The following is a 24,936-nucleotide window of genomic DNA, read 5'->3' on the forward strand; positions in this document are numbered from 1 at the left end:
CAGCCATGGCCCAATACGTTTTTTCCATGAACCGCGTCGGCAAGATCGTACCGCCGAAGCGTCATATTCTCAAAGATATCTCTCTCAGCTTTTTCCCTGGCGCCAAAATTGGCGTTCTAGGTCTGAATGGTTCTGGTAAATCTACTTTGCTCAAAATCATGGCGGGCATCGACAAAGAGATCGAAGGCGAAGCCATTCCCATGGCTGGTCTCAAAATTGGCTATCTGCCCCAAGAACCCCAAATGAACCCCGACGAAACCGTGCGCGAAGCGGTTGAAGGTGGCATGGGCGAAGTGAAGGCCGCGCAAGCCCGCCTTGAAGAAGTTTATGCAGCCTATGCTGAAGAAGACGCCGATTTTGACGCGCTCGCAGCCGAGCAAGCCAAACTCGAAGCCATCATTTCCACAGCGGGTGATGCGTCTGATCACCAACTTGAAATTGCCGCCGACGCATTGCGTTTGCCCCCATGGGATGCCGTCATTGGCAAGCTGTCCGGTGGTGAAAAACGCCGCGTGGCATTGTGCCGCTTGCTCCTCAGCCGCCCCGATATGTTGTTGCTTGATGAACCCACCAACCACTTGGACGCAGAAAGTGTCGATTGGCTAGAGTTGTTCTTACAACGATTCCCCGGCACCGTGGTGGCCATTACCCACGACCGCTATTTCTTGGACAACGCAGCCGAATGGATTTTGGAACTCGACCGTGGCCACGGAATTCCTTACAAAGGCAACTACTCCACATGGTTGGAGCAAAAAGAAGCCCGCTTGGAGCAAGAACAGCGCACTGAAGACGCTCGCACCAAGGCCATGAAAAAAGAATTGGAATGGGCCCGCTCCAACCCCAAAGGCCGCCAAGCCAAGAGCAAGGCGCGTTTGGCCCGCTTCGAAGAATTGAGCGATTACGACTACCAAAAACGCAATGAAACGCAGGAAATTTTCATTCCAGTGGCCGAGCGTTTGGGCAATGAAGTGTTTGAATTTACCAATGTCAGCAAGTCATTTGGCGATCGTTTGCTGATTGACAACCTCAGCTTCAAAGTGCCTGCTGGCGCCATCGTTGGCATCATCGGCCCCAACGGTGCCGGCAAATCGACACTTTTCAAACTGATTGCAGGCAAAGAGCAACCCGACAGCGGCACCATCAAAGTGGGTCAAACCGTCAAGATGGCTTTTGTCGATCAAAACCGCGACGACTTGTCCAACGAAAAAACTGTTTGGGAAGATGTGTCGGGTGGCCTCGATATCATGACCGTGGGCAAATTCCAAATGCCAAGCCGTGCTTATTGCGGCCGCTTCAACTTCAATGGTGGCGATCAGCAAAAGAAAGTCGGCATGTTGTCCGGCGGTGAACGCGGCCGTTTGCACTTGGCCAAAACACTGATTGAAGGCGGCAATGTGTTGCTGCTAGACGAACCCTCCAATGACTTGGACGTGGAAACATTGCGCGCCTTGGAAGATGCCTTGCTTGAGTTTGCCGGCTCTGTCATGGTGATCAGCCACGATCGTTGGTTCTTGGACCGCATTGCTACGCACATCTTGGCCGCTGAAGGCGACAGCCAATGGGTATTCTTCGATGGCAACTACCAAGAGTACGAAGCCGACAAGAAAAAGCGCTTGGGCGAAGAGGGTGCCAAGCCGAAGCGCGTGCGTTTCAAAGCCTTGAAGTAATTCTTTGCTCACGCAAACCTGGATGCTGCGCGAAGACGTTTGATGAAACCCATGCGCCTAGAGGACATCCTCTTCAGCCAAGGTTTTGGCACGCGCCGCGTTTGTGCGGGTTTGGTGCAGCAGGGCTACGTCAGTGTCAATGGCGAAGTGCAAGAAGACCCCGGGGTTTTCTTTGATCCTGACAATCTGAAGTTCAAAGTGCAGGGTACAGAGTGGCCGTACTTTGATCGTGCTTATCTCATGCTGCACAAACCGACTGGCACAGAGTGTTCGCAAAAGCCGTCTACTTGGCCCAGCATCTACACACTGTTGCCATCACCTTTAAGATTGCGCCCACAAAAAGCAGCCGTGCAGGGCGTTCAGGCCGTAGGACGTTTAGACCAAGACACCACGGGCTTGCTCTTGCTCACCGACGATGGCAAGTTTATTCACCGCATGAGCTCACCAAAGCATCACATGCCCAAGGTCTATGAAGTCACTACCAAGCATGAGATCACCGAGCAGCAAGTGGAAAAATTATTGGCTGGCGTGGTGCTAGACGACAGTCCCAAACCCGTCAAAGCGGCAGCTTGCGAAAAAGTGTCAGAGACTCATTTAAAGCTCACGCTCACCGAAGGCAAGTACCACCAAGTCAAGCGCATGTTGGCGGCGGTTGGCAATCGGGTTGAAGGTTTGCATCGCAGTGCCATTGGCAACTTGCAGTTGCCCGAAGATTTGGCGCCTGGTCAGTGGCGTTGGATTTTGCCCAGCGAACTTGAAAAGTATTTCAAAGCCTGAAGCACTTCTTCGGGTTTGTCTTTGTGGGGGCTGTGCCCACAGTTTTCTAATTTGACCAGTTGCGTTTGTGGTGCGTTCGCAGCAATCTCTTCAATCTGCAAAAGGGTCCCATAAGCATCATCAATGCCTTGAATGGCCATTAGGGGCGCGTGAATCTGGTGAAGCAGTGGGCGAATGTCAAAATCACGAAATGCTTCGCTCAACCAAACATCGTTCCATTGCCAGAAAGCCACATCGACGTCTTTGTGGAAAGGAGCCAGGCGAGGCTTGAGTTTCTCGAAGTTGTCACGCGCTTGAGAGATGGCACTCAAAGAGATGTCTTCCACCATCACATGAGGTGCCAAGACCACACAGCCAGACACAGAAAATTGGCTCGCATGAATAAGCGCAATGGTGGCGCCGTCTGAGTGACCAATCAAGAGGGGCTCGGCGACATGGAGTTCAGTCAACAAAGCCGGTAGAACCTCCAGGGCTTCTCGGTGCATGTAATCGGCATTCAAGCGACCTTGGCCTCGAACGTCGGGAATGCCATCGGATTGGCCATAGCCCCGGCGGTAAAAAACCCATCCTTCGCAACCCAAGCTTTGGCAAATTTGAGTGGGCCAATCTTTCCAAAGAGCAATGCTGCCTAGGCCTTCATGCAGGAACACGCAGGCGGGCTTTTTTTCCCTTAAATGGCCAGATTCAAGCAAGGGGATGTGTTGCACTTCCAATTGGACGCCCAACACAGAGAGCAGCATAGGCTTAGTCATGATTTGAATTTTGACACTAGAAAGATTCAATTGTTGGAATTTTGCCAATGTGTTTTCTTACGAAGCCTCAATACCCCATTACACTTACGGCATGATGTTACGTGCACTGACTTTCACATTGGGCTTGGCATTCTTTGGCTTTGCATCAGCCATGTCCTCCAACCCGCAGCCTGCACCGCCAGTGCCAGTTGTAAAAGCGCCTGCTCCCATTTTTGTGTTGAATTCGCTTGACGGCAACGTCAGCGTGATCGATCCTGTTTCATGGACCGAAACCAAAAGAATTCCAACGGGCAAGGAACCCCATCACCTGTACCTGACGCCTGATGAAAAATCAGTCATTGTTGCCAATGCGCTTTCAGACTCCCTGACTTTCATCGACCCCCGTACAGCGGAAGTTCAGCGCGTCATTCCAGGTATTTTGGATCCCTATCACCTTCGATTTTCTCCCGACATGAAGTGGTTTGTGACAGTTGCCAATCGCCTCAATCACATTGACATTTACAAATGGGATGGTCAAAATCCCATATTGGTCAAGCGCATCCTGTCTTCTAAAACGCCAAGCCACTTGTGGATTGACAGCAAGAGCACCACGGTGTGGACCACCATGCAAGACAGCAATGAATTGGTGGCCATTGATTTGGCCACGCAAACCATCAAATGGCGAGTCAAAACCGGCCCTATGCCCGCCGATGTATTTGGCACTCCCGATGACAAATTTTTGCTCGTCGGTTTGACGGGTGGCGATGGCGTCGAGATTTTCGACGTTTCCGGCAGTGGGCCCGCCAAAAAAGTGAAGCATTTGAAAACCGGCAAGGGTGCGCACGCATTCAGAGCCATTGGCGATAAGCAGCATGTGTTGGTCAGCAATCGAGTGGCCAATAACATCAGCAAAATTGATTACAAAAACTTCACTGTGGTAGACCAATACCCCGGCCCCTCTGGGCCTGATTGCATGGACATCACCGCTGACGGTAAAACCATTTTGCTGGCTTCTCGTTGGGCCCAAAAGTTAACTGTGATTGACATGACCACCCGCCAAGTGGTTCGTCAGATCAAGGTGGGTAAGTCACCTCATGGGGTTTGGACTTTGGACCATGCGCCCCGCCAATGACACTTTGAATCAATTTTTGGCCCGGGTGTTTCTGGCAACCTGTTCGCTCTTTGCACTTTCATTTTCTTCGGCAGCTGAGACTCAGAAATCAGGGCCGCAATGTCAAAAACCCATTTACCTCACATTCGACACCGGTCACATGGGCGTTGCGCTCCTCATTGCTGACGTGCTTCGCAAGCATCAAGTGCCAGTGACTTTTTTTGGCGCCAATGAAAAAACAAAAGAGGGCGACGGCAGCTTAGGTCAGCACTGGGCAGCGTGGTGGAAAGAGCGGGCCGTTGAGGGCCATGACTTTGCAAGTCACACGTTTGATCATGCGTATTGGCGGGCCGACTTGGAAGCGAACAAATTCAAAATTCGTCCAAGTGCAGGCGACCAAAAAGACCAAAACTTAACCTGGCGCGCTGAAGACTACTGTGCCAACTTGAAAAAGGCCGCGCAGCGACTAGAAGCCATGACGGGTCGTGCCACCTTGCCCCTGTTCCGAGCGCCAGGCGGCAAAACATCACCGGCCCTCTTGAAGGCTGCTAGCCAATGTGGTTTCACCCACGTTGCTTGGTCGCCCACTGGTTTTTTGGGTGATGAATTGTCAAGCCAAACCTACAGCAACGCCAAACTGCTTCAATCCTCACTCCAATCGATTAAATCAGGGGATATTTTGATGGCCCACTTGGGCATTTGGTCACGCCAAGACCCTTGGGCACCAGCGGTGCTTGAACCGCTCATTGTGGGCCTGAAAGAAAAAGGTTTTTGTTTTGCGAAGTTGCGGCAACACCCACAATATTCGAAACTACTTTCTTCTGTTCCCTAAAACGAAGATATCTTGCTACTGATGGATGCTCTTGGTCATGTTCACATCCTTGATTGAATGGTTGACGGATGCGTTTGCGGGGATGCAAACACTGCTGTTTGAAAGTCTGATTGTGCCCATGGCCTTTGCCATGGGGGCGGGCAATCTGCTTGACGTCGCCTTTGAAGGAACCGGTTGGTTGTTGGTTGGCATTCTTCAAATCGTGTTGCTCATTGTGGTCATTTTTCCTTTGGAAAAATGGCGACCCGTCGAGCCCGTCACTGAGCCGAGCGCCATCAAAGTCGATGTCATTTACACCCTCATTCACCGTTTGGGTCTGTTTAGCCTGGTGATGTTTTTCACATTTGACAATGTGGTCGAAACAGCTTTCGGCGTGTTGCGGGCCCAAGGCTTTCCCACATTCAATATTGATGCCTTATGGCCTGGTGTCACCGACATTGCATGGGTCAGCTTTTTAATTTATCTCATTGTTTTTGATTTTGTTCACTACCTGATTCATCGGGGTCAACACCAGTTCAACAGATGGTGGGCCTTGCATTCTTTGCATCATTCGCAACGGCAAATGACGCTTTGGACTGACAACCGCAATCACCTCTTAGACGATGTCATGACTGCGCTTGTTTTGACGGTAGTGGCCAAACTGATCGGTGTGGGTCCCGGACAATTTGTGGCCCTCGTAGCCTTGAGTCAACTGAGTGAGAACTTTCAACACGCCAATTTCAGATGTAGTTTTGGTTGGTTGGGAGATCGTTTGTTGGTCAGTCCCAGGTTTCATCGCTTGCACCACGCCATAGGAATTGGCCACGAGTCTGCAGGCCGAAAGACCCTGGGCGGACACAACTTTGGGGTTTTGTTCCCATGGTGGGACATGCTGTTTAAAACAGCTGATTTTTCAAACCGCTACGATCCAACAGGGGTTCGCGATCAAGTCGAAGAAGGGCGTGATTACGGCCAAGGTTTTTGGGCGCAACAAAAATTGGGCTTCAAGCGTTTCTTGGCCAAGGACGGCGTATCTTGAAACAAATGATCGATTCTTTTTGGCGGGCCTTGGCATATTGCCTTCACCCCAAGGTTGTTTTGCTTTCCCTGCTGCCACTTATTTTGATGGCAGTCATTGTGACGGGTCTGGGTGCTTTGTATTGGGATCTTGCAGTCAGCTCTGTGCGCAATTGGATGGAGTTGAGTCCTGTGCTGGGCTGGGGTTCGACCTGGTTAGAGCGCATGGGTCTTTTGAATTTGAAGGCGGTTTTAGCGCCATTGATCATCATTGTGGCAGTGACCCCCGTGGTCATGATCATGTCGCTCTTGGCAGTCTCTTTGATGATGACGCCAACCTTGGTCACTATGGTGGGCTCCAGGCGCTTTCCTGAATTGGCGCTCAAGCGCGGTGGATCGATTTGGCAAGGTCTTGTATGGACATTGATGTCGGTCATTTTGGCCATGGGTGCTTTGATTCTCACTTTGCCACTGTGGTGGGTGCCGCCACTGGCCATGGTCCTACCTGCACTGATTTGGGGTTGGCTTACCTACAGGGTGATGACATACGACGTGTTAGCCGACCATGCCTCTAAACAAGAGCGGCTTGAGCTCATGAGGCGTTATCGATTCCCATTGCTGGGCATGGGCGTTCTGACGGGGGCCATGGGTGCCGCACCCAGTTTGGTCTGGGCTTCGGGTGCTTTGTTTGCTGCAGCTTTTGTGATTCTCATTCCCATCGCAGTTTGGATTTACACCCTTGTGTTTGTCTTTTCTGCACTTTGGTATGTGCACTTTTTACTGGCAGCCTTAAGCGATATGCGATCTGAGCCTGCGTCTTTTCAAACCGACACTGACACACCACTTCGGGATACCATTGAAGTTGAGTCTAAAGTCTTGAGAACCTAATATAACTACACAACAACTGACAAGCGCTAAGACATGAACGCAGCAATTAAGCAAACACCGCCATCCATTGGCATCATCATCATTGGCGATGAAATTTTGTCTGGCAAAAGAACCGACAAACACTTGCCCAAATTCATAGAGTTGCTCAATGAGCGAGGTCTACAGCTTGCTTGGGCTGAATATGTGGGCGATTCGCCTGAGCGAATTACACAAGTTTTGTCCAGAGCTTTCGCCTCCGGTGATGTGGTTTTTTCTTGCGGCGGCATTGGCGCCACACCAGATGATCACACTCGCCAATGTGCAGCCCAGGCATTGGGCTTGCCCTTGGTTTTGCAGGCGCAAGCCAAGGCACTGATTCAAGAGCGCATGCAAGATGTAGCCAAAGAGCAGGGACTTCCTTATGAGCCTGATCGTGACGACAACGTGCACCGCCTGAACATGGGAATGTTTCCGCAGGGTGCCCAAATTATTCACAACCCTTACAACAAGATCCCGGGCTTCACATGCCAAGCCTCGGGCCACGGTATGGTGCACTTTGTACCTGGCTTTCCAGTCATGGCTTGGCCCATGATGCAAGACAAGTTAGATGCCTATTGCCAGACTTGGGGCAAAGCGCCCAAGCGCATTGAAAAGTCAGTCATTGTGTTTGGCGCCATGGAAGCTAGCCTGACCCCGTTGATGGAAAGCATTGAGTCTCTTCATGCGGGCATCAAAGTGTTCAGCCTACCCAGTGTCGATCACCCACAATGGGGCAAGCACATTGAACTGGGCGTCAAAGGGTCTGAGGACGATGTTGACAGGGCCTTTTTGGCCTTGAAAGAGGGACTGAAAGCTTTTTCGCTTCAATTTGGCCCCGAAATGGTGCGTTAACCTAAATTGCACTACAATGGTGCAATTGTGTTTATTTTTGGTGCGTCATTTTGACGCCAAATATTCCCAAATTGGTCCCTAGAGCTGTAGTGTCCTCAGGGCACAATAGCGCTCTTGGGTAAATTCAGCGCACTGCTTTTCTTGGCACAGAAACTGCATTCCCGAAGAACCAATTATCAACACCCATCCTTAGGAGAATTTGATGGCAAAGACCGTCGCAGACGTGATGAAGATGGTGAAGGACAACGAAGTTAAGTTTGTTGACTTCCGATTCACCGATACCCGTGGCAAAGAGCAGCACGTTTCAGTGCCTATTTCCCATTTTGACGAAGACAAGTTTACCGACGGCCACGCATTCGACGGTTCTTCTATCGCTGGTTGGAAGGGCATTGAAGCCTCTGACATGTTGTTGATGCCCGATCCCATGACGGCCAACATCGATCCCTTTTTTGAAGAAACCACTTTGATTTTGGGTTGCGACGTGTTGGAACCCGGTGATGGCAAAGCCTACGACCGCGATCCACGTTCTATCGCCAAGCGCGCAGAAGCCTACTTGAAGGCATCCGGTTTGGGCGACACAGCATTCTTCGGACCCGAGCCAGAATTCTTCTTGTTCGACGACGTTCGTTTCGGCAGCGACATGTCAGGCACCTTCTTCAAGATCGACGACTACGAAGCGCCTTGGAACACAGGTACCAAAATGGAAGGCGGCAACCGCGGTCACCGTCCTACCGTCAAAGGTGGTTACTTCCCAGTGCCTCCCGTTGACAGCACGCAAGACATGCGCGCAGAAATGTCCTTGATTCTCGAAGGCATGGGCATTCCTGTTGAAGTGTTCCACCACGAAGTGGCTGGCGCTGGTCAAAACGAAATCGGTACACGCTTTAGCACTTTGGTGCAGCGCGCTGACTGGACTCAAACATTGAAGTATGTGGTTTGGAACGTGGCCAACGCTTACGGCAAAACCGCTACTTTCATGCCCAAGCCTTTGGTCGGTGACAACGGTTCCGGCATGCACGTGCACCAGTCCATCTGGAAAGACGGCAAGAACTTGTTCGCTGGCAACGGCTATGCAGGTTTGTCAGACTATGCTTTGTATTACATCGGCGGCATCATCAAGCACGCACGTGCATTGAACGCTATTACCAATCCCACCACCAACAGCTACAAGCGTTTGGTGCCTGGTTTTGAAGCCCCTGTGAAGTTGGCTTACTCTAGCCGCAATCGTTCTGCTTCCATCCGCATTCCACACGTTGCTTCTGACAAAGGTCGCCGCATTGAAGCGCGCTTCCCAGATCCAATGGCCAACCCCTACCTGTGCTTCTCTGCACTCATGATGGCTGGTTTGGACGGCGTGGAAAACAAGATCCATCCTGGCGAAGCTGCTACCAAAGATTTGTACCATTTGCCTCCCGAAGAAGATGCATTGGTGCCAACCGTTTGCCACAGCTTGGACCAAGCCCTCGAGTATTTGGACAAAGACCGTGCCTTCCTTACAAAAGGTGGTGTGTTCACAGACTCTATGCTCGACGCTTACATTGAATTGAAAATGGGTGAAGTCACACGCTTCCGTCAAGCAGTGCACCCCATCGAATACGAGATGTACTACTCCCTGTAATTTGCAGCGAGTTGGGGCACCTGAGCCCGACCCCCAAAAGGACGGCTCAGGCCGTCCTTTTTTGATTCTGGAAAGAACATCTGAACATGGCTGTAGGTTTGCAATTTCTAAAATCGACTTGGCAAGGGATGGTCATCATCATGTCTGTCACTGTCGGTTTTGCTGTGGCTCAGCAAGCTGTGTACAAGTGCGGCCAAGAAATTACCAATCAGCCAGCAGATCCCTCTCAGTGCCAAAAGCTCCTCATTTCAAGCCCTACGCAAATAGAAGGAACGCGTGTTCAGAATGGCCAGCCTGCAAAGCCATCGAGCGCCGCGCCAGTCAGTGCCGTTGAGCGGCCGGTGAACACACCCACAGCTACGCCAGAGAATGTGCAAAGAAATGCACAAGCTCGCACCATTTTGGAGGACGAGTGGCAAAAACTGAGCGATCGATACGCAGAAATGGTGCGAAATTTCAATGGTGGGCAACCAGCCTTGATGGCCGGTGAAACATTGCAACACCCTCAATACAAACGTCGAACAGCAGAGATGCAAGTTCAAATTGAGCGAATGGCGCGAGACATGTTGGCCTTGAACCGAGAGTTGGCACGTTACGCCCCCAACCCTGCCAATGTCAAAACCCAATGAAATTCAAATGACGGAACAAACATTGCATCTCAAACAGACTTCAGAGCCTCAGGGGAGGGCGGGTGGAAGTCGTTTGAATTCGGCGGATGCTTCTGGCAATTTAAGGTATCAAGCATTTGATTGGTTGGCAACGCCAATTGCCGTTTTAGAAAGCAAGGGCAAGGTTGTCTTTGTCAATTCAGAGCTAGAGGATGTAATTGGTCAATCGCGCAGGAGCTTAGAGGGGCAGTCCTTTTTGAATTACTTTGCCGATTCGCAGCCGCTGGTTCATGCGTTGGCAGGCGCCAGAGCCAATGAATTTGCAGCGCTGCGTTACGATGCCGAATTGCTTCGCATCAAGCCTGAAGAGGTGCTGCCAGTTCATGTCATTGTGGCGCAGTCTGATCAGTCGGGCCATGTCATCATTGAGTTGTTGCCGATTCAGCAACAAACTCGGCAGGACAGGGAAGAGCGGCTGATGGATCAGGCGCACGCCAACAAGGAGCTCATCCGAAATTTGGCGCATGAAATTAAAAACCCCTTAGGGGGCATTCGAGGTGCTGCGCAACTGCTCGAAATGGATTTGGTTTCTAAAGAGCTGACTGAATACACTCAAGTCATCATTCGCGAAGCAGATCGTTTACAAACTTTGGTTGACAGGCTTTTGGCACCCCACCGCCGTCCTCACATGGTGGGCGATGTCAACATCCATGAAGTGTGTGAGCGAGTGCGCTCACTCATTGTGGCCGAATTTCCAAGAGGCTTGCTTGTTATCAGGGACTACGACATTTCTATCCCTGAATTCAGAGGCGACAGGGAACAACTCATACAGGCCGTATTGAACATTGCACACAACGCGGCATTGGCTTTGTCTGAGCGAGTGACCGAGGGCGACGCACAGTTGACTTTCAAGACGCGAATTACCCGACAAGTGACTTTTGGCAAGCAACGTTATCGACTGGCATTGGAATTGCATGTCATTGACAACGGGCCTGGTGTTCCAGACTCGATCAAGGACCGAATTTTCTTCCCATTGATTTCTGGAAGGGAGGGTGGCTCTGGTTTAGGCCTCACTTTGGCGCAAACCTTTGTTCAGCAACACCACGGAATGATTGAGTGTGAGAGCGTGCCAGGCCGAACAGATTTCAAAATTTTGATTCCATTGCCCTAACCTGATTGCAGGCGGTGCATTCACTTAGAGAAAGTTAAGTCACATGAAGCCTATCTGGATCGTAGACGATGACCAATCCATCCGATTCGTCTTAGAGAAGGCACTTCTTCGCGAAGGCTTGAGTACTCGAAGTTTTACCAATCCGCGTGAAGTTCTTGTTGCTTTGGCCGCCGAGGATGGCAGTGAAGGCCCTCAGGTTTTGGTCAGTGACATTCGGATGCCGGGTGGATCGGGTCTCGATTTGTTGACCCAAGTGAAGCAGCAATTGCCTGCTTTGCCAGTGATCATCATGACTGCATTTTCTGATTTGGACAGTGCCGTTTCTGCATTTCAAAATGGTGCATTTGAGTATCTGCCCAAGCCATTTGATTTGCCAAAAGCCATCGAACTGATTCGACGCGCGCTTGAGGAAAGTCAGCGTGAGGAAGTGGCCGAGGAGCTCATGGCGGATACGCCAGAGATGCTTGGCCAAGCGCCCGCCATGCAGGATGTTTTCAGAGCCATTGGCCGGCTGTCACAAAGCAATGTGACGGTCATGATCACGGGTGAGTCTGGGTCGGGCAAAGAACTTGTTGCACGCGCCTTGCACAAACATTCTCCAAGAGCAAGTGGCCCTTTCGTTGCAATCAATACAGCTGCCATTCCCAAAGACTTGTTGGAGAGCGAGCTCTTTGGACATGAGCGCGGTGCTTTCACTGGTGCGCAAACCTCTCGCCGTGGCAGGTTTGAACAAGCAGAAGGCGGGACTCTGTTTTTAGATGAAATTGGTGACATGCCATTTGATCTTCAGACGCGCTTGTTGCGCGTCTTGTCAGATGGTCACTTTTACAGAGTGGGCGGCCACAGTGCAGTCAAGGCCAACGTTCGAGTCATTGCTGCGACCCATCAAGATTTGGAACAACGCGTCAAGGAAGGTGTTTTCCGTGAGGACTTGTTCCACCGCTTGAATGTGATTCGTTTGCGCCTACCTGCTTTGCGTGAGCGCAAAGAGGATGTTCAGGTTTTGACGAAGCATTTCTTGTTGCAAAGTGCTCAGCAACTGGGTGTAGAGCCCAAGCGCATTTCAGACCAAGCTCTTGAAATTTTGAGCCAATTTCATTTCCCAGGCAATGTTCGCCAATTGGAGAATATCTGCCATTGGCTTACCGTCATGGCACCTGCGCAAATGATTGAAGCCAAAGATTTGCCACCAGAAGTGTTGTTGCCGGTGAGCTCAAATCTGCCTTTGAATACCCAGCCGATTGGTGTGATTCAAGAGGCAATGCCGCAAGGGGGAGCGTTTGCCAATCCTTCATCAGGCAACACGCTGGTTAACTTGGGCGCGCATGCAGGTTGGGAAAGTGCATTGGAGGTGGAAGCTCTCCAACTTTTAGGAACCGACAGACAGGATGTGTGGGATGTCTTAACAAGGCGCTTTGAGTCATTGCTCATTCAAGCAGCTCTTGCCACTACGCGCGGACGGCGAATTGAAGCTGCCGTGAAGCTGGGAATTGGCCGAAACACCATCACCCGAAAAATTCAAGAACTTCACATCGAAGGCTAAAACGTCTTGAAATCAAAAGGCCTCCAATTTGAATTGGAGGCTTTTTTTGTGTCTTACTTTTTTGTGATTTATTTGGAGTTCAATAGATTGCCTAAGTTGTCAGCCACAAGCAGTCGACCTTCTGCTCGCAAAACGGTGCGAAGCTCTGTTTTGGTCTTGCTATCTCGCAGCGTCCATGCAATGCCATCGCTGCTTGTCAGGATGGTGCCATTGGCACCAACGGCAACGAACTGATTCTCCGATGAAAGATGGTTCAAATGGGCTGTTGTGTTGGCACTTCTGGGTGTCCAAGTGATGGCATCAGAACTGCTCAAAACTGTGCCATTGGTGCCAACTGCCAAGTAGGTGAAAGAAGTGGTGTTGTTGACGGTTATCAGCAAGGCACCAGCCGCTTTTAAATCAGCTGATGTATTGGACGTTTGAGCAGTCCAGACAGCGCCATCAGTGCTGGTCAAAATACTGCCATTTGCACCGACAGCAATCCATGTGCCCGAAACTGTGGCTGAGACGCCATACAAATGGGCCGTGGTGGGTACGGTGGTTGCGGCCGTCCATGCAATGCCGTCTTTGCTGGTAATGATGGTGCCGTTGTTGCCTACAGCAACGGCCAAACTGCCATTGGTTTCAATGGCATTCAGATTTTGAACCGTGCCGCTGGTGGCTCGGTTCCAAGTCTGGGTATCTGAGCTGTAAATGATTTGGCCAGCATCGCCTGCAGCCATGAACTTGGAAAAAGAAAAAGTGGCACCGTTGAGGTTGGTGGTCAAGACTGGCGTGATGGCTGTCCATGTGTCAGTGGTGCTGGCCTTGAACATCCGACCACCGTTGCCAACGGCCAAATAAGTCGATAGGCTGGTATTGGTTGCAGTGTCGATGTAGCGGCCAAAACTCAAGCCTGTGTGGTTGCCTGTGTTGACATTGACACCGCTAGTCCATTCAATGCCCGCCAAACGAGGCGTGGCTGTAACAGTAGGGGTGGCATCACCGCCTGGGCCTTTGTTGAATCGGCCAGTGAGGAAAAAGGAGTAGGGCGTGCCATTGACCAAACCGGTTATGACAAAAGGAGACTTCACATTCAAACGGTACGAGGAGCCCGTCGAAGTTAGCCAGTTGCTCAAATTCAATGTTGGTTTGTCTTGGGCAGAAAAAATCCAATAGTCGACGCCGGGTGTTTCTGTCCAACTCAGGGTGACCTGATTTTCGCCTGCAACGACACTGAGGCCTCCCACTGGCGGCGGAGGCGCGGAGGATGATTCACCACCACCACAAGCCAGCAAAATCATGGCGGAAGCCAAGGCCAGTAGAGAAACGCGAATTGAATGCAAAGACATGAATATTTCCTGTGCGGAACCGTTGAGACCCCAAATTCTAAGTGAGCATACGAGGTTTGGTTGCGTAGCGCCTAGAATGGCTCAGTGAAAATTGTCTAATGTTTGAAAGATCTCTATGAATTTGGTCATTGCATCCCTTTTATTGACTGGCGCCATGCCTTGGATTTGTGCGGGCATTGCCAAGGCTGGCCAAAAGAACTACGACAACCACAACCCTCGCGAATGGTTGGCCAAGCAGACGGGTTATCGGGCACGAGCCAATGCGGCTCAAGGCAATTGCTTTGAAGCCTTCCCCATTTATGCAGTGGGTGTTTTATTGGCTTTTTACACCGAGGTGCCACAAGACGAAATTGACTTGTATGCAAGCCTGTTTGTGGCAGCCCGAGTGGCCTATGTCGCTTTGTACATCAGCGATCAAGACAAGTTGCGTTCACTGGCTTGGCTTGTGGGAGTGATTTGCACGGTGGGTTTGTACATTGCCAGCATGGGCAGCATGGCAAGCTAAGTCAGCATTGCAAGCTGATACAGGTGCAAGTCAGCTCACTTGCTCCAAGTGTCTTTCAAGCCTGTACACCGATTGAAAACGGGCTTGTCACAAGAGTAATCTGAGCGGTCGGCTACAAAGTAACCATGCCGCTCAAATTGAAACTTAGCGTCTGGTGAGCTGTTGGCCAACGCGGGCTCTACATAAGCTTGAATTACTTTCAGGCTGTCTGGGTTGAGGCAGCTCAAAAAGTCTTTACCGCCCGAATCGGGATTAGCTTCATTGAACAAGCGGTCGTATAAACGGACCTCGGCTGCAACGGCATCGGCTTGGGCCACCCATGTCATGACCCCTTTGACCTTCACGCTGTCAGAGCCAGGTGTGCCGCTTTTGGTATCGGGAATGAGTTGCGCCAGAACTTCTGTCACATGTCCATTGGAATCTTTGTTGGCCCCTGTGCATTCAATGACGTAGCCATATTTCAGGCGTACTTTGTTGCCGGGAAACAATCGGAAGAAGCCTTTCGGCGGCGTTTCTTCATAGTCGGAGCGCTCAATCCAAAGTGATTTTCCAAATTTGAAATGGCGCTGCCCCAACTCGGGGTGGTGCGGGTGAACTGGGGCGTGGCAATCGTCAAGTGTGCCGGTTCCCATCAATTCATCCCAGTTTGAGATGGTGAGTTGAACAGGGTCGAGGACTGCCATGGCGCGAACTGCTTTGGGGTCTAGGTCGTCGCGCAAGCAGCCTTCAAGGGTGCTGTAGTCAATCCATGAATCACTTTTTGTCACGCCAATGCGGTCTGCAAAAAGCTGTAGGCTCTCGGGGGTGTAACCGCGGCGGCGCAAACCCACAATGGTGGGCATACGGGGATCGTCCCAACCACTCACTTTGCCTTCATTGACCAGTTGAGCCAACTTGCGTTTGCTGGTGACCACGTAGGTAAGGTTCAGGCGTGCAAATTCATACTGCTTAGGGCTTGGGAGGGCCAACAATGCGGGCTGCAAAGAACCGTCTGTGAGCGTGTGCGTTTCGCACAAGCGGGCCATGAGCCAATCGTAAAAGGGACGCTGGTCTTCAAATTCAAGTGTACAAATGCTGTGCGTAATTTGCTCGAGGGCATCTTCAATGGGATGCGCAAAGGTGTACATGGGGTAGATGCACCAAGCATCACCCGTGTTGTGATGGGTGGCTCTTCGAATGCGGTAGATGGCCGGGTCGCGCATGTTGATATTGGGCGAAGCCATGTCAATTTTGGCGCGCAACACCGCAGCACCATCGGCCAGTTTGCCATCTCGCATCTCGCGAAAGCGGCTTAGATTTTCTGCAGTTGTGCGTGCGCGAAACGGACTGTCTTTGCCAGGCGTATTGAAATCGCCTCTGTGAATGCGCATCTCTTCTGCCGACTGTTCGTCAACGTAGGCCAAACCAGCTTGTATCAAAAACTCTGCTGCTCGGTACATGAAATCGAAGTAGTCGCTGGCTTGATAGAGGTGGGAGGTGCCATGTGCATCCCAATTGAAGCCTAGCCATTTCACGGCATCCAAAATGGAATTGACGTATTCGGTGTCTTCTTTTTCGGGGTTGGTGTCGTCAAAACGCATGTGACACACGCCGCCATAGTCGCGTGCCAAGCCAAAGTTCAAGCAAATGCTTTTTGCGTGGCCAACGTGCAAATAGCCGTTGGGCTCAGGGGGAAATCGAGTGCGAATTTTGGCGGGATCGGGGTTGCCGCTGGCATGGTGTGCTGCATCGCCTGGCGTACCGGCCCACTTGCGTTGACCGTAGGTGCCATGAGCCAAGTCGGATTCGATGATTTGGCGTAAAAAATTGCTGACCTTTGGAGGATCTTCGGGAGTGCCCATGGAATTGGCTTTGACGTTGGCTGTGCTCATGGCCAGATTTTAGGGCCAATCACAAGCGATAATCGGGTGTTCTTCAAGGAGTCTCGGTGGATTTAACGTTGTTAGCCAAAGCCGCTGTCATGGGTGTGGTGGAGGGCTTGACCGAATTTTTACCCATCTCGTCAACAGGCCATCTCATTTTGGCGGGGGCCTTGCTTGGTTTTGACGACGCCAAGGCCAAAGTCTTTGACATCGCCATTCAAACCGGCGCTATTTTTGCCGTCATTTTGGTGTACTGGGAAAAAATCTACGCCACCGTCAAAGCCTTTCCTTACCAAGCGGAAGCTCAGCGTTTTGTGCTGAATGTTTTCATTGGATTCTTTCCCGCCGTGATTTTGGGATTGTTGTTTGGCAAGTTCATTAAAGAAAACTTGTTCAATCCTTGGGTGGTGGCCACCACGTTCATTGTGGGCGGCTTCATTATTTTGTGGGCCGAGAGAAGGCCGCCTTCCACCATTCGAATTCGCGCCGTGGAGGACATGCGCGGACGCGATGCATTGATGGTGGGATTGGTGCAGTGCTTGGCCATGATCCCTGGCACAAGCCGAAGCGGTGCCACCATCATTGGTGGAATGCTGCTCGGCTTGTCGCGCAAAGCAGCCACTGATTTTTCCTTTTTCTTGGCCATTCCAACGCTGATTGGCGCAGGTGCCTACAGTCTTTACAAAGAGCGTGCTCTTTTGTCGGTTGAAGATGTGCCCATGTTTGCCACAGGCTTGATCGTTTCCTTCATCAGTGCTTGGATTTGTGTGCGCTGGCTTCTGAAGTACATTGCCAGCCACAGCTTTGAAATTTTTGCTTGGTACCGAATCGCTTTTGGACTGGTTGTGTTGTTCACTGCCTGGACTGGCTTGGTTTCTTGGGCACCCTGAATGGCCGGCCTTGCTAAATTGCTAAATTGCTAATTTGGTTTAGCGCCCATGTTCAGCAAAGAGGCTTCTACAGCAGCGGCTGCGGCAATGGGTTTTTCCATGGGAAAAAGATGAGAGCCATCCAGCCATGTCACTCGGCCTTTGGACACTTTGTCGGTTAATTCAGAGCCTGCAACGCGCATTTCACGAGAATGTGTACCACCAATGAAAGAAACGGCACACTTCAGAGGATGGCGCTTGAGCATGGAGGGCAGGTTGTGGGGCAGCGTGTTGTAGATGGCTGTTTCAATTTCACGATCAAAGCTCAAAACACGTTCGCCATTTTCTTCAACCGTTCCAAATTCTGCATAGTCTCTGAGTGCATCGGGGTGCCAATGCGCAAACGCTCGTTTGTGTTGAAAGTGCTCAATGACCGCTTCAATATGAGGCCAGTGTTGACGGCGTGATTTGCTGATCCTGCCTGGGCTGACAGAGCCAATCCAATTGGTTTTTTTGGCAAGCTGAAGCGCACTGGCTTTCCAGCCCCCCACCACTGGAGAGTCTAAAAGAACCACGCCTGCAGTGAGATGAGGGTGTTTGGAGGCGCACATCAAACTGAGCAGTCCACCCAAAGAATGACCAATTAGAAAAGGCTTTTCGCCAGTTCCATCGTGAATCACTTTGGCGAAATCTGCCAATTCTTGGACCAAAAATGGCCAGTTGCTGGTCACAGGATAGCGTGCATCGTGGCCAAATTTTTCAATCGAAGCAACTTGGAAACCACGTCGATTCAAGTCATTGGTGAAACAGCGGTAAGTACTGGCTGGGAAACCGTTGCCATGCGAAAAAATGATGTTGTTCATCTAATCAATTTTTCTTCAGGGTTCGGAGCGCTTCATCACGCGCTTCAAACTGTAGAGGGCTTCCAGTGCTTCACGGGGGCTCAGGGCATCTGGGTCAATTTGGTTCAAAGCAGCTTCAAGAGGGGTAGGCCCTGTGTTGCTTGCTTCAGGGGGTGGCGCAAACAAGTCCACTTGCACGCGAGCTTCATTGGCGCCTGCTTCTAGGGCTGAAAGGGTGTGACGTGCATGGCTGAGTACACCCGAGGGCATGCCCGCCAATTTGGCCACTTGCACGCCGTAGCTCTTGCTGGCAGGACCGGCTTGAAGTTCATGAAGGAACACGATGTCATTGCCCGATTCTGTGGCGCCTACGTGCATGTTCAATGCGGCGTGGTGCGAAGCTGGGAACTCGGTGAGTTCAAAGTAATGGGTGGCAAACAAAGTGAAGGCCTGCGTTTTGTCATGCAAGTGCGTGGCAATGCCGCTGGCCAATGCCAAGCCATCAAAGGTGGATGTGCCGCGGCCAATTTCGTCCATGAGCACCAAAGACAAAGGGGTGGCGCTGTGCAAAATTTGAGCGGCTTCGGTCATCTCCAACATGAAAGTAGATTGGGCATTGGCCAAGTCATCGGCAGCGCCGATGCGGGTGTGAATGGCGTCAATAGGGCCTAGCCTACAACTGCTGGCAGGCACATGACTGCCTATGCTGGCCAAGAGAACAATCAATGCCACCTGGCGCATGTAGGTTGACTTACCGCCCATATTGGGGCCTGTGATGATTTGCAAACGCTGCTTGCTGTGCATCAGGCAATCGTTGGCAATGAAACTGCCACCAGAGGTTTCAGCCAAGCGCGCTTCCACCACGGGGTGACGACCTTGACGAATTTCAATGCAAGGCTCTTTGGCAAATTGTGGCGCGCACCAATTGAGGGTGGTGGCGCGCTCGGTGAAGGTGCACAGTCCGTCCAGCTGAGCCATGGCTTGCGCCAATTTGGTGAGCGGGTGAATGTGGTTTTGCAGTTGGTCAAGCAAAAGCTCGTACAAATACTTCTCTCGTGCCAGTGCGCGTTCTTGTGCAGACAAAGCCTTGTCTTCAAAGGCTTTGAGCTCGGGCGTGATGAAGCGCTCTGCGTTCTTCAAGGTTTGACGGCGACGGTAATCGTCGGGTACTTTGTCAATTTGACCTTGCGTCACTTCGATGTAGAAGCCATGAACTTTGTTGAACTGTACGCGCAAATTGGCAATGCCTGTGCGTGCTTTTTCGCGTGTTTCCAATTCAAGCAAGAAATCGTCGCAATTGGTTTGAATGGCACGCAGCTCGTCAAGCTCTGCGTCTAGGCCGTGGGCCATCACGCCACCATCGCGAATCAAATTGGCAGGCTCTTCTAAAAGAGCTTGTTGCAAAATTTCTGTGAGGCCAGCAGGCGGCTGCAAATCGAAATGGATGTCGTGCAGCAGTTTGGTGGGTGACAAGTGACCCAAAGTTTCTTGCAAGTGCAGCGCCAAATTGGCCGAGCGGATGAGGGCATTTTTAAGGGCTACCAATTCACGCGGGCGCACTTGTCTGAGTGCAATGCGCGCTGTAATGCGCTCGACATCGCTGGCGCCTTTGAGTTGCTCACGCAATCTAGACCAAATGGCCACACCACTTTGTGCTGAAGCACTGTGGTCATTCAACTGATCGATTGCGGCCAGTCGCTCTACTGCAATTTGACGGTCACGGGGTGGGTTTAAAAGCCATTGCTTCAGTTGACGACTGCCCATGCCTGTCATGCAGGTGTCGAGCAAAGAAAAAAGAGTTGGGGCATCCTCGCCGCGCAAAGTTTGGGTGAGCTCTAAGTTGCGACGCGTGCTGGCAGGCAGGTCAATCAGGTCATTGGCCTTTTGCACTTTGAGTTGAGACACATGCGGCAGCGCTCTGCCTTGCGTGTGTTCTGCATATGTGAGCAAGGCTCCAGCGGCAGCATGGGCGTGACCTAACTTGTCTGCCTCCCAAGCGGCCAAGCTGGCCACATGGAGTTGCTTGATGAGCTTGCCATGACCGAGACCTGCGTCGTATTGAAAGTCGGGACGCAAAGTAAGCGACAGCGCAAGGCCACGTTGACCCAAGCGCATTGCTTGAAGTTGTTGTTCCCATTTGGGCGTGATGCTGGCGCTGACCAGCAACTCGCTGGGCGCAATGCGTTCTAACCAATCGGCCAATTCGTCGTGCGAGCATTCGGCCAAATGCAACACCCCTTGCGTGACGCTGAGCCAAGCCAAGCCGCAGGCGTTGCGCGGCGCAATGTGCAGCGACAACAATATGGCCTCGCTTTTATCAGACAACAATTCGGTGTCTGTGAGGGTGCCTGGTGTGACGACCCTTACAACTTTGCGCTCAACAGGGCCTTTGCTGGTGGCTACATCGCCCACCTGTTCGCAGATGGCCACCGACTCGCCCAGCTTGATGAGCTTGGCCAGATAGTTTTCGACAGAGTGAAAAGGTACGCCAGCCATGGCAATGGGTTTACCGGCTGTTTGGCCACGGTGGGTGAGGGTGATGTCCATTAGGCCGGCGGCACGCTCGGCGTCTTCAAAGAACATTTCATAAAAGTCACCCATCCGGTAGAAAACCAGGGTGTCAGGGAACTCCGCCTTGATGCGCAGATACTGCTGCATCATGGGGGTGTGGGCACTCAAGTCGAGCGCGTCTGTCATGGCTTAGAAGGGGCTGTCCGTTGAGTCTTGCCCGGCCTGAGATGCGGCAGCATCCTTGGCATCGGCAGCGCGCACAGAGGCTTTTTCACCAGCACTGGCAAATTTGCTGTACTTGCTGAGGATAGGCACCAGTTGACCATAAATTTTGGGCGTGCCGGCCAAGCATTCTTTTTGATCCAAGAAATCTGCCTCGCCTGTGAAGTTGCCCACCAGGCCGCCGGCTTCGGTTACCAGCAATGAACCTGCTGCCACGTCCCAAATTTGCAATCCTGTTTCAAAAAAGGCATCTGTGAAACCCGCGGCTACATAAGCCAGGTCCAAAGCAGCAGCACCAGGACGGCGCAGGCCCGCAGTGCGTTGCATCACATCGCCCATCATGCGCAGGTACTGGTTGAAGTTGTCACCGGGTCGGAATGGAAAACCTGTAGAGATGAGGCACTCGTGCATTTGGGTGCGCTTGCTGGTGCGCAAGCGACGATCGTTCATGTAAGCGCCGCGCCCTTTGGTGGCTGTAAACAAATCGTTGCGTGAGGGGTCGTACACCACGGCTTGTTCAACTTTGCCATTCACGGCCAGCGCAATGCTGACGCAATAAACGGGAAAGCCGTGGATGAAATTGGTGGTGCCGTCGAGTGGATCGATGATCCAAACGTGGTCTGCATCGGGGTTGCCGTGCGTTTTGCCAGACTCTTCGGCCAAGATACCGTGGTGCGGGTAGGCGGTGAGCAGGGTTTCGATGATGGCGTTTTCGCTGGCCAAGTCAACTTCGGTCACAAAGTCGTTCACTTGTTTTTGCGAAATTCGAACAGCCTCCACGTCCAAGGCGGCGCGGTTGATGATGGCGCCGGCGGCGCGTGCAGCCTTGACGGCTACGTTGAGCATGGGGTGGAGATTGGTCGACATGAATTTTTAAGAGCAACAACGGGAGCCTCTGTGCGATGACAAAGGCGAATGACGCATTTTCCCATGAATTTGGCTGATCGGAAGGGCTTGTGGGCCGAATTTGGACTTTTTGGATGGGCAGGAACTGGGACAATGTGGCCCATGCGAACCCGATTTATCTTGATTGAAACCAGCCACCCCGGCAATGTGGGTGCGGCGGCCCGAGCTTTGAAAGTCATGGGCTTTGATGACATGGTGTTGGTGGCACCTCGTTATGCCAATGTGCTGCGCAAAGAAGAGACCATCCAAAGGGCCAGCGGTGCCAACGATGTGCTGGACAAAACGCGCATTGTGGGCACCTTGGAAGAGGCGCTGGATGGCATCTCTCATGTGTGCGCTACGGCCATGACACCCAGAGATTTTGGCCCGCCCACGCGATCGCCAAGGGAGCACTTTGATCTCTTGTTGGGGCGATCTCTAACGAAGACTGCATCAGAAATTGTCAAACCTGCCGAAGCCATTTCCTCCATTGGATTCTTGTTTGGCTCGGAACGCTTTGGCATGAAAAACGAAGATGTCTACAAATGCCATGTGGCTTTGTCGATACCCACCAATCCAGATTTCGGCTCGCTCAATTTGGCCGCGGCCCTTCAGTTGGTGGCTTATGAATGGCGCTTGGCTTTGGGTGGATTCCCGGTGGCATCACCCGCTGGGGAGTCTGGTTTGGCCGATGCCGCACAAGTGGCAGGTTTGTTGGGACATTTGGAGCAGGCATTGATTGAAATTGGCTTTCTAGACCCCGAAGCCCCCAAAAAACTCATGCCTCGTTTGAACCAGTTGTTCAACCGGGCAAATTTGACGCCTGAGGAAATCCATATTCTGAGAGGTGTTGCTAAAGCCATGATCGAAACAGCTCAAGCAAAACGCTAGACTTAGCGCATTGACAAGAAGTTTATGTTTGCACGTTTAAATTCCGACATCCAATGCATCCTCGACCGTGATCCTGCTGCGCGCACATCATGGGAGGTGCTCACGTGTTATCCGGGCTTGCATGCGGTGGTGCTTCACCGTTGGGCCCACGCTTGCTGGCGTGCGGGGTTCAAATGGCTAGGCCGATTCATTTCTAATTTTTCTCGCTGGGTGACAGGCATTGAAATTCACCCGGGTGCTAAGTTAGGTGAACGCGTTTTCTTCGATCACGGCATGGGCATTGTGATTGGCGAAACTGCCGAAATTGGCGATGGTTGCACCATCTATCATGGTGTGACTTTGGGTGGTACTTCCCTTTACAAAGGCGAGAAGCGGCATCCCACATTGGGCAAAGATGTCGTGATTGGTGCGGGCGCCAAAGTGTTGGGTGGATTTACTGTGGGCGACGGTGCCAAAGTAGGCTCCAACGCGGTAGTAACCAAGCCGGTGCCAGCAGGTGCTACAGCGGTTGGAAACCCTGCGCGAATTATTCAAGAAGAAGCCGATGTTCAGCGCGAGGCCACGGCTTCCAAAATGGGTTTCTCGGCTTATGGTGTGACGCAAAACGACGATCCATTGTCACAAGCCATGCGTGGCTTGATTGACAACGCCTCCAGCCAAGAGCATCAAATAGCCATGCTTTGGCAAGCCTTGGAGAAAATGAACGCCAACCAAGGCAATACCCAAGGCATTCAAATGCCTGGCGATGCGGCCAAGCGAGAAACTTTTGCAGCTGAAAAGTTGAACCAGCTGGTGGGCAAATAAATTCCCAAGCCTTCTGGCATTTTTTTAGTTTGATGTTTGAGGCGGTCGAATGGCCGTCTTGGGTCTAAATGCCTTGCAAACCTCCTCATTGGTTTCAAGGTAAGGGCCACCAATCAAATCAATGCAATAGGGCACTGCATCAAAAATACCATGCACCACGCTTTGCCCCTGGCTGTCTTTCAAACCTTCCAGTGTTTCGGCAATCGACTTGGGCTGACCCGGTAAGTTGATGATCAAACTTTGCCCGCGAATGACAGCCACTTGGCGAGACAAGATAGCCGTTGGCACAAACTTCAAGCTGATCTGACGCATTTGTTCGCCAAAGCCAGGCATTTCTTTGTCTGCAATGGCCAGCGTGGCTTCTGGGGTGACGTCGCGAATGGCAGGACCTGTGCCCCCTGTGGTCAGCACCAAACTACAGCCTGCATCGACCAACTCAACCAGTGTGGCGCTGATGCGTTCTTTTTCATCGGGAATAAGCCGAGCTTCAAATTGAAGGGGATTTTTGAGGGCTTGCGTGAGCCATGTTTGCAAGGCGGGTAGGCCTTTGTCTTCATAGACGCCTGTGCTGGCGCGGTCACTGATGGAGACGATGCCAATTTTGACGGGGTCGTGAGGCGATGACATGTTGGGATGTGCTGAAAGTTGGGATGAGGTCAGTTGTCTTCGTCGAGGCGGTCAGTGTCTGTGCTGTCACTTTGTGCATTACCCATTTCGGAGCGCACCAATTGAAAAATTTCACGGTAGGCGCGGCTTTGGCGGGGTGCTAAGCCTTGAGATACTGTGGCCGCTGAAGCTGCGGGTGCATCTTTGCGGGCTTGGCGAATGAGCGCGCGCAATTGTTGACTGTCGGTGCCAGGAAAACTTTGCAACCATTCACCACAAGCATCGTCGTCTTTGACCAGACGGTCGCGCCATTGTTCGGCCAAATGCAGCTGCAATGTCTCTTGCGCAGAGCCCTGGCTTTGCTCAAGCAGAGCGGCGCGCACACCTTCGACAGCATCCTCGTCCAATTTGCGCATGAGCTTGCCAATGAACTGCATTTGACGGCGCTTGCCTTCAAAGTTGGTGATGCGTTTGGCTTCGGCCACGGCTTCCACCAGTTTTTCTGGCAAATCTACTTTGGCCATCAAGTCGGCACGCAGTGTCAGCAAGCTTTCGCCCAGTTTTTGCAGCTCATCGCTTTCACGCTTTAACTCGGTGCGGCTCGGTTCATCGCTACCGCCCTTGAGTTCGCGTTTGAGCTCAAGGTCTAACTCACTGCCTTCGGCAACAAATTGACCTTGAACAAAATAACCTTTTTTGAATTTACGGGACATGTGCGCGCTGAAACCTTTGTACGGAACGGCAAGTATCATAGCCGTCACTTAGAATTTTAAAGAATTGACCGTTTTGAAGAATC

The 24,936-nt window shown here is 51.8% G+C and carries 23 protein-coding genes; 15 read left to right on the forward strand and 8 right to left on the reverse strand.

Annotated features, from left to right (window positions below):
• Nucleotides 1-5 precede the first annotated feature (5 nt).
• Together ettA and B9Z32_RS06050 are read left to right on the forward strand one after the other, a co-directional pair.
• On the forward strand, nucleotides 6-1,667 hold the full coding sequence (ettA, locus tag B9Z32_RS06045; RefSeq protein WP_108420380.1) for an energy-dependent translational throttle protein EttA: 1,662 nt from the start codon (nucleotides 6-8) through the stop codon (nucleotides 1,665-1,667).
• Nucleotides 1,668-1,718: 51 nt separating this feature from the next.
• Nucleotides 1,719-2,444, forward strand: coding sequence for a pseudouridine synthase (locus tag B9Z32_RS06050; protein ID WP_108421038.1), 726 nt, complete (start codon nucleotides 1,719-1,721; stop codon nucleotides 2,442-2,444).
• On the opposite strand, the gene B9Z32_RS06055 is transcribed toward B9Z32_RS06050, so the two are convergent.
• Nucleotides 2,393-3,196: an alpha/beta fold hydrolase gene (locus B9Z32_RS06055; RefSeq protein WP_233248100.1), complete on the reverse strand. Its 804-nt coding sequence runs from the start codon at nucleotides 3,194-3,196 to the stop codon at nucleotides 2,393-2,395. The genes B9Z32_RS06050 and B9Z32_RS06055 overlap by 52 nt on opposite strands.
• Nucleotides 3,197-3,347: 151 nt before the next feature.
• Here B9Z32_RS06055 and B9Z32_RS06060 point away from each other — a divergent pair, with 151 nt between their 5' ends.
• The 9 genes from B9Z32_RS06060 (at nucleotide 3,348) to ntrC (ending at nucleotide 12,812) form a co-directional block, all read left to right on the forward strand.
• Entirely contained in the window at nucleotides 3,348-4,307 is a 960-nt protein-coding gene (locus tag B9Z32_RS06060; protein ID WP_108421039.1) for a YncE family protein, read from the forward strand.
• Complete coding sequence (locus B9Z32_RS06065; RefSeq protein WP_108420382.1) at nucleotides 4,291-5,118, forward strand: polysaccharide deacetylase family protein; 828 nt, start codon at nucleotides 4,291-4,293, stop codon at nucleotides 5,116-5,118. Before B9Z32_RS06060 ends, B9Z32_RS06065 begins: the two co-directional genes overlap by 17 nt.
• A gap of 37 nt (nucleotides 5,119-5,155) precedes the next feature.
• Nucleotides 5,156-6,136: a sterol desaturase family protein gene (locus B9Z32_RS06070; protein ID WP_199219953.1), complete on the forward strand. Its 981-nt coding sequence runs from the start codon at nucleotides 5,156-5,158 to the stop codon at nucleotides 6,134-6,136.
• A 5-nt stretch (nucleotides 6,137-6,141) separates the two neighbouring features.
• Entirely contained in the window at nucleotides 6,142-7,002 is an 861-nt protein-coding gene (locus B9Z32_RS06075) for an EI24 domain-containing protein (RefSeq protein WP_233248102.1), read from the forward strand.
• Between the two features lie 33 nt (nucleotides 7,003-7,035).
• The gene (locus B9Z32_RS06080; RefSeq protein WP_108420384.1) at nucleotides 7,036-7,872 is read left to right on the forward strand and encodes a molybdopterin-binding protein; all 837 of its coding nucleotides are present in this window, start codon (nucleotides 7,036-7,038) and stop codon (nucleotides 7,870-7,872) included.
• Between the two features lie 202 nt (nucleotides 7,873-8,074).
• Nucleotides 8,075-9,490 carry a type I glutamate--ammonia ligase gene (gene glnA, locus B9Z32_RS06085; RefSeq protein ID WP_108420385.1) on the forward strand — a complete coding sequence of 472 codons (1,416 nt, stop codon included), beginning with the start codon at nucleotides 8,075-8,077 and terminating at the stop codon, nucleotides 9,488-9,490.
• Between the two features lie 140 nt (nucleotides 9,491-9,630).
• Nucleotides 9,631-10,119 (forward strand): hypothetical protein, encoded by a 489-nt coding sequence (locus B9Z32_RS06090; RefSeq protein WP_146179461.1) that lies wholly within the window; start codon nucleotides 9,631-9,633, stop codon nucleotides 10,117-10,119.
• Between the two features lie 7 nt (nucleotides 10,120-10,126).
• A complete protein-coding gene (gene glnL, locus B9Z32_RS06095) occupies nucleotides 10,127-11,269 on the forward strand; it encodes a nitrogen regulation protein NR(II) (RefSeq protein ID WP_108420387.1) in 1,143 nt (380 codons plus the stop codon).
• A 43-nt stretch (nucleotides 11,270-11,312) separates the two neighbouring features.
• On the forward strand, nucleotides 11,313-12,812 hold the full coding sequence (gene ntrC, locus B9Z32_RS06100) for a nitrogen regulation protein NR(I) (RefSeq protein WP_108420388.1): 1,500 nt from the start codon (nucleotides 11,313-11,315) through the stop codon (nucleotides 12,810-12,812).
• A gap of 68 nt (nucleotides 12,813-12,880) precedes the next feature.
• Here ntrC and B9Z32_RS06105 read toward each other — a convergent pair whose 3' ends face one another.
• A complete protein-coding gene (locus B9Z32_RS06105; RefSeq protein WP_108420389.1) occupies nucleotides 12,881-14,143 on the reverse strand; it encodes a fibronectin type III domain-containing protein in 1,263 nt (420 codons plus the stop codon).
• 115 nt (nucleotides 14,144-14,258) lie between these two features.
• Here B9Z32_RS06105 and B9Z32_RS06110 point away from each other — a divergent pair, with 115 nt between their 5' ends.
• Nucleotides 14,259-14,648 (forward strand): MAPEG family protein, encoded by a 390-nt coding sequence (locus B9Z32_RS06110; protein ID WP_108420390.1) that lies wholly within the window; start codon nucleotides 14,259-14,261, stop codon nucleotides 14,646-14,648.
• 35 nt (nucleotides 14,649-14,683) lie between these two features.
• Here B9Z32_RS06110 and B9Z32_RS06115 read toward each other — a convergent pair whose 3' ends face one another.
• A complete protein-coding gene (locus B9Z32_RS06115; protein ID WP_108420391.1) occupies nucleotides 14,684-16,519 on the reverse strand; it encodes a glutamine--tRNA ligase/YqeY domain fusion protein in 1,836 nt (611 codons plus the stop codon).
• A gap of 56 nt (nucleotides 16,520-16,575) precedes the next feature.
• Here B9Z32_RS06115 and B9Z32_RS06120 point away from each other — a divergent pair, with 56 nt between their 5' ends.
• Nucleotides 16,576-17,400 carry an undecaprenyl-diphosphate phosphatase gene (locus B9Z32_RS06120; protein ID WP_108420392.1) on the forward strand — a complete coding sequence of 275 codons (825 nt, stop codon included), beginning with the start codon at nucleotides 16,576-16,578 and terminating at the stop codon, nucleotides 17,398-17,400.
• A gap of 29 nt (nucleotides 17,401-17,429) precedes the next feature.
• On the opposite strand, the gene B9Z32_RS06125 is transcribed toward B9Z32_RS06120, so the two are convergent.
• From B9Z32_RS06125 to B9Z32_RS06135, 3 genes are read right to left on the reverse strand one after another with little or no spacing between them, the layout of a single operon-like run.
• Nucleotides 17,430-18,242, reverse strand: a complete 813-nt coding sequence (locus B9Z32_RS06125) for an alpha/beta hydrolase (protein WP_108420393.1) — start codon at nucleotides 18,240-18,242, stop codon at nucleotides 17,430-17,432.
• A gap of 15 nt (nucleotides 18,243-18,257) precedes the next feature.
• Nucleotides 18,258-20,918 (reverse strand): DNA mismatch repair protein MutS, encoded by a 2,661-nt coding sequence (gene mutS, locus B9Z32_RS06130; RefSeq protein ID WP_233248104.1) that lies wholly within the window; start codon nucleotides 20,916-20,918, stop codon nucleotides 18,258-18,260.
• Nucleotides 20,919-20,921: 3 nt separating this feature from the next.
• Nucleotides 20,922-21,821, reverse strand: coding sequence for an inositol monophosphatase family protein (locus tag B9Z32_RS06135; protein ID WP_108420394.1), 900 nt, complete (start codon nucleotides 21,819-21,821; stop codon nucleotides 20,922-20,924).
• A gap of 141 nt (nucleotides 21,822-21,962) precedes the next feature.
• Between B9Z32_RS06135 and B9Z32_RS06140 the strand changes: the two genes are divergently transcribed.
• Nucleotides 21,963-22,730 (forward strand): RNA methyltransferase, encoded by a 768-nt coding sequence (locus B9Z32_RS06140; protein WP_108421042.1) that lies wholly within the window; start codon nucleotides 21,963-21,965, stop codon nucleotides 22,728-22,730.
• A 24-nt stretch (nucleotides 22,731-22,754) separates the two neighbouring features.
• Nucleotides 22,755-23,534: a serine O-acetyltransferase gene (gene cysE, locus B9Z32_RS06145; RefSeq protein WP_108420395.1), complete on the forward strand. Its 780-nt coding sequence runs from the start codon at nucleotides 22,755-22,757 to the stop codon at nucleotides 23,532-23,534.
• Nucleotides 23,535-23,558: 24 nt separating this feature from the next.
• Here cysE and mog read toward each other — a convergent pair whose 3' ends face one another.
• Together mog and yjgA are read right to left on the reverse strand one after the other, a co-directional pair.
• Nucleotides 23,559-24,161 (reverse strand): molybdopterin adenylyltransferase, encoded by a 603-nt coding sequence (mog, locus tag B9Z32_RS06150; protein WP_108420396.1) that lies wholly within the window; start codon nucleotides 24,159-24,161, stop codon nucleotides 23,559-23,561.
• Between the two features lie 29 nt (nucleotides 24,162-24,190).
• Nucleotides 24,191-24,853, reverse strand: a complete 663-nt coding sequence (yjgA, locus tag B9Z32_RS06155) for a ribosome biogenesis factor YjgA (RefSeq protein WP_108421043.1) — start codon at nucleotides 24,851-24,853, stop codon at nucleotides 24,191-24,193.
• Between the last annotated feature and the right edge of the window lie 83 nt (nucleotides 24,854-24,936).

Origin of the sequence: Limnohabitans sp. MMS-10A-178 (assembly GCF_003063375.1) — a bacterium.
Taxonomy (GTDB): Bacteria; Pseudomonadota; Gammaproteobacteria; order Burkholderiales; family Burkholderiaceae_C; genus Limnohabitans_A.

Bases quoted from the DNA above. Each gene is read 5' to 3' on its own strand.
- ettA (WP_108420380.1), top strand. From the start codon at position 6: ATGGCCCAATACGTTTTTTCCATGAACCGCGTCGGCAAGATCGTACCG.
- B9Z32_RS06050 (WP_108421038.1), top strand. From the start codon at position 1,719: ATGCGCCTAGAGGACATCCTCTTCAGCCAAGGTTTTGGCACGCGCCGC.
- B9Z32_RS06055 (WP_233248100.1), bottom strand. From the start codon at position 3,196: ATGACTAAGCCTATGCTGCTCTCTGTGTTGGGCGTCCAATTGGAAGTG.
- B9Z32_RS06060 (WP_108421039.1), top strand. From the start codon at position 3,348: ATGTCCTCCAACCCGCAGCCTGCACCGCCAGTGCCAGTTGTAAAAGCG.
- B9Z32_RS06065 (WP_108420382.1), top strand. From the start codon at position 4,291: ATGCGCCCCGCCAATGACACTTTGAATCAATTTTTGGCCCGGGTGTTT.
- B9Z32_RS06070 (WP_199219953.1), top strand. From the start codon at position 5,156: ATGTTCACATCCTTGATTGAATGGTTGACGGATGCGTTTGCGGGGATG.
- B9Z32_RS06075 (WP_233248102.1), top strand. From the start codon at position 6,142: ATGATCGATTCTTTTTGGCGGGCCTTGGCATATTGCCTTCACCCCAAG.
- B9Z32_RS06080 (WP_108420384.1), top strand. From the start codon at position 7,036: ATGAACGCAGCAATTAAGCAAACACCGCCATCCATTGGCATCATCATC.
- glnA (WP_108420385.1), top strand. From the start codon at position 8,075: ATGGCAAAGACCGTCGCAGACGTGATGAAGATGGTGAAGGACAACGAA.
- B9Z32_RS06090 (WP_146179461.1), top strand. From the start codon at position 9,631: ATGTCTGTCACTGTCGGTTTTGCTGTGGCTCAGCAAGCTGTGTACAAG.
- glnL (WP_108420387.1), top strand. From the start codon at position 10,127: ATGACGGAACAAACATTGCATCTCAAACAGACTTCAGAGCCTCAGGGG.
- ntrC (WP_108420388.1), top strand. From the start codon at position 11,313: ATGAAGCCTATCTGGATCGTAGACGATGACCAATCCATCCGATTCGTC.
- B9Z32_RS06105 (WP_108420389.1), bottom strand. From the start codon at position 14,143: ATGTCTTTGCATTCAATTCGCGTTTCTCTACTGGCCTTGGCTTCCGCC.
- B9Z32_RS06110 (WP_108420390.1), top strand. From the start codon at position 14,259: ATGAATTTGGTCATTGCATCCCTTTTATTGACTGGCGCCATGCCTTGG.
- B9Z32_RS06115 (WP_108420391.1), bottom strand. From the start codon at position 16,519: ATGAGCACAGCCAACGTCAAAGCCAATTCCATGGGCACTCCCGAAGAT.
- B9Z32_RS06125 (WP_108420393.1), bottom strand. From the start codon at position 18,242: ATGAACAACATCATTTTTTCGCATGGCAACGGTTTCCCAGCCAGTACT.
- mutS (WP_233248104.1), bottom strand. From the start codon at position 20,918: ATGACAGACGCGCTCGACTTGAGTGCCCACACCCCCATGATGCAGCAG.
- B9Z32_RS06135 (WP_108420394.1), bottom strand. From the start codon at position 21,821: ATGTCGACCAATCTCCACCCCATGCTCAACGTAGCCGTCAAGGCTGCA.
- B9Z32_RS06140 (WP_108421042.1), top strand. From the start codon at position 21,963: ATGCGAACCCGATTTATCTTGATTGAAACCAGCCACCCCGGCAATGTG.
- cysE (WP_108420395.1), top strand. From the start codon at position 22,755: ATGTTTGCACGTTTAAATTCCGACATCCAATGCATCCTCGACCGTGAT.
- mog (WP_108420396.1), bottom strand. From the start codon at position 24,161: ATGTCATCGCCTCACGACCCCGTCAAAATTGGCATCGTCTCCATCAGT.
- yjgA (WP_108421043.1), bottom strand. From the start codon at position 24,853: ATGTCCCGTAAATTCAAAAAAGGTTATTTTGTTCAAGGTCAATTTGTT.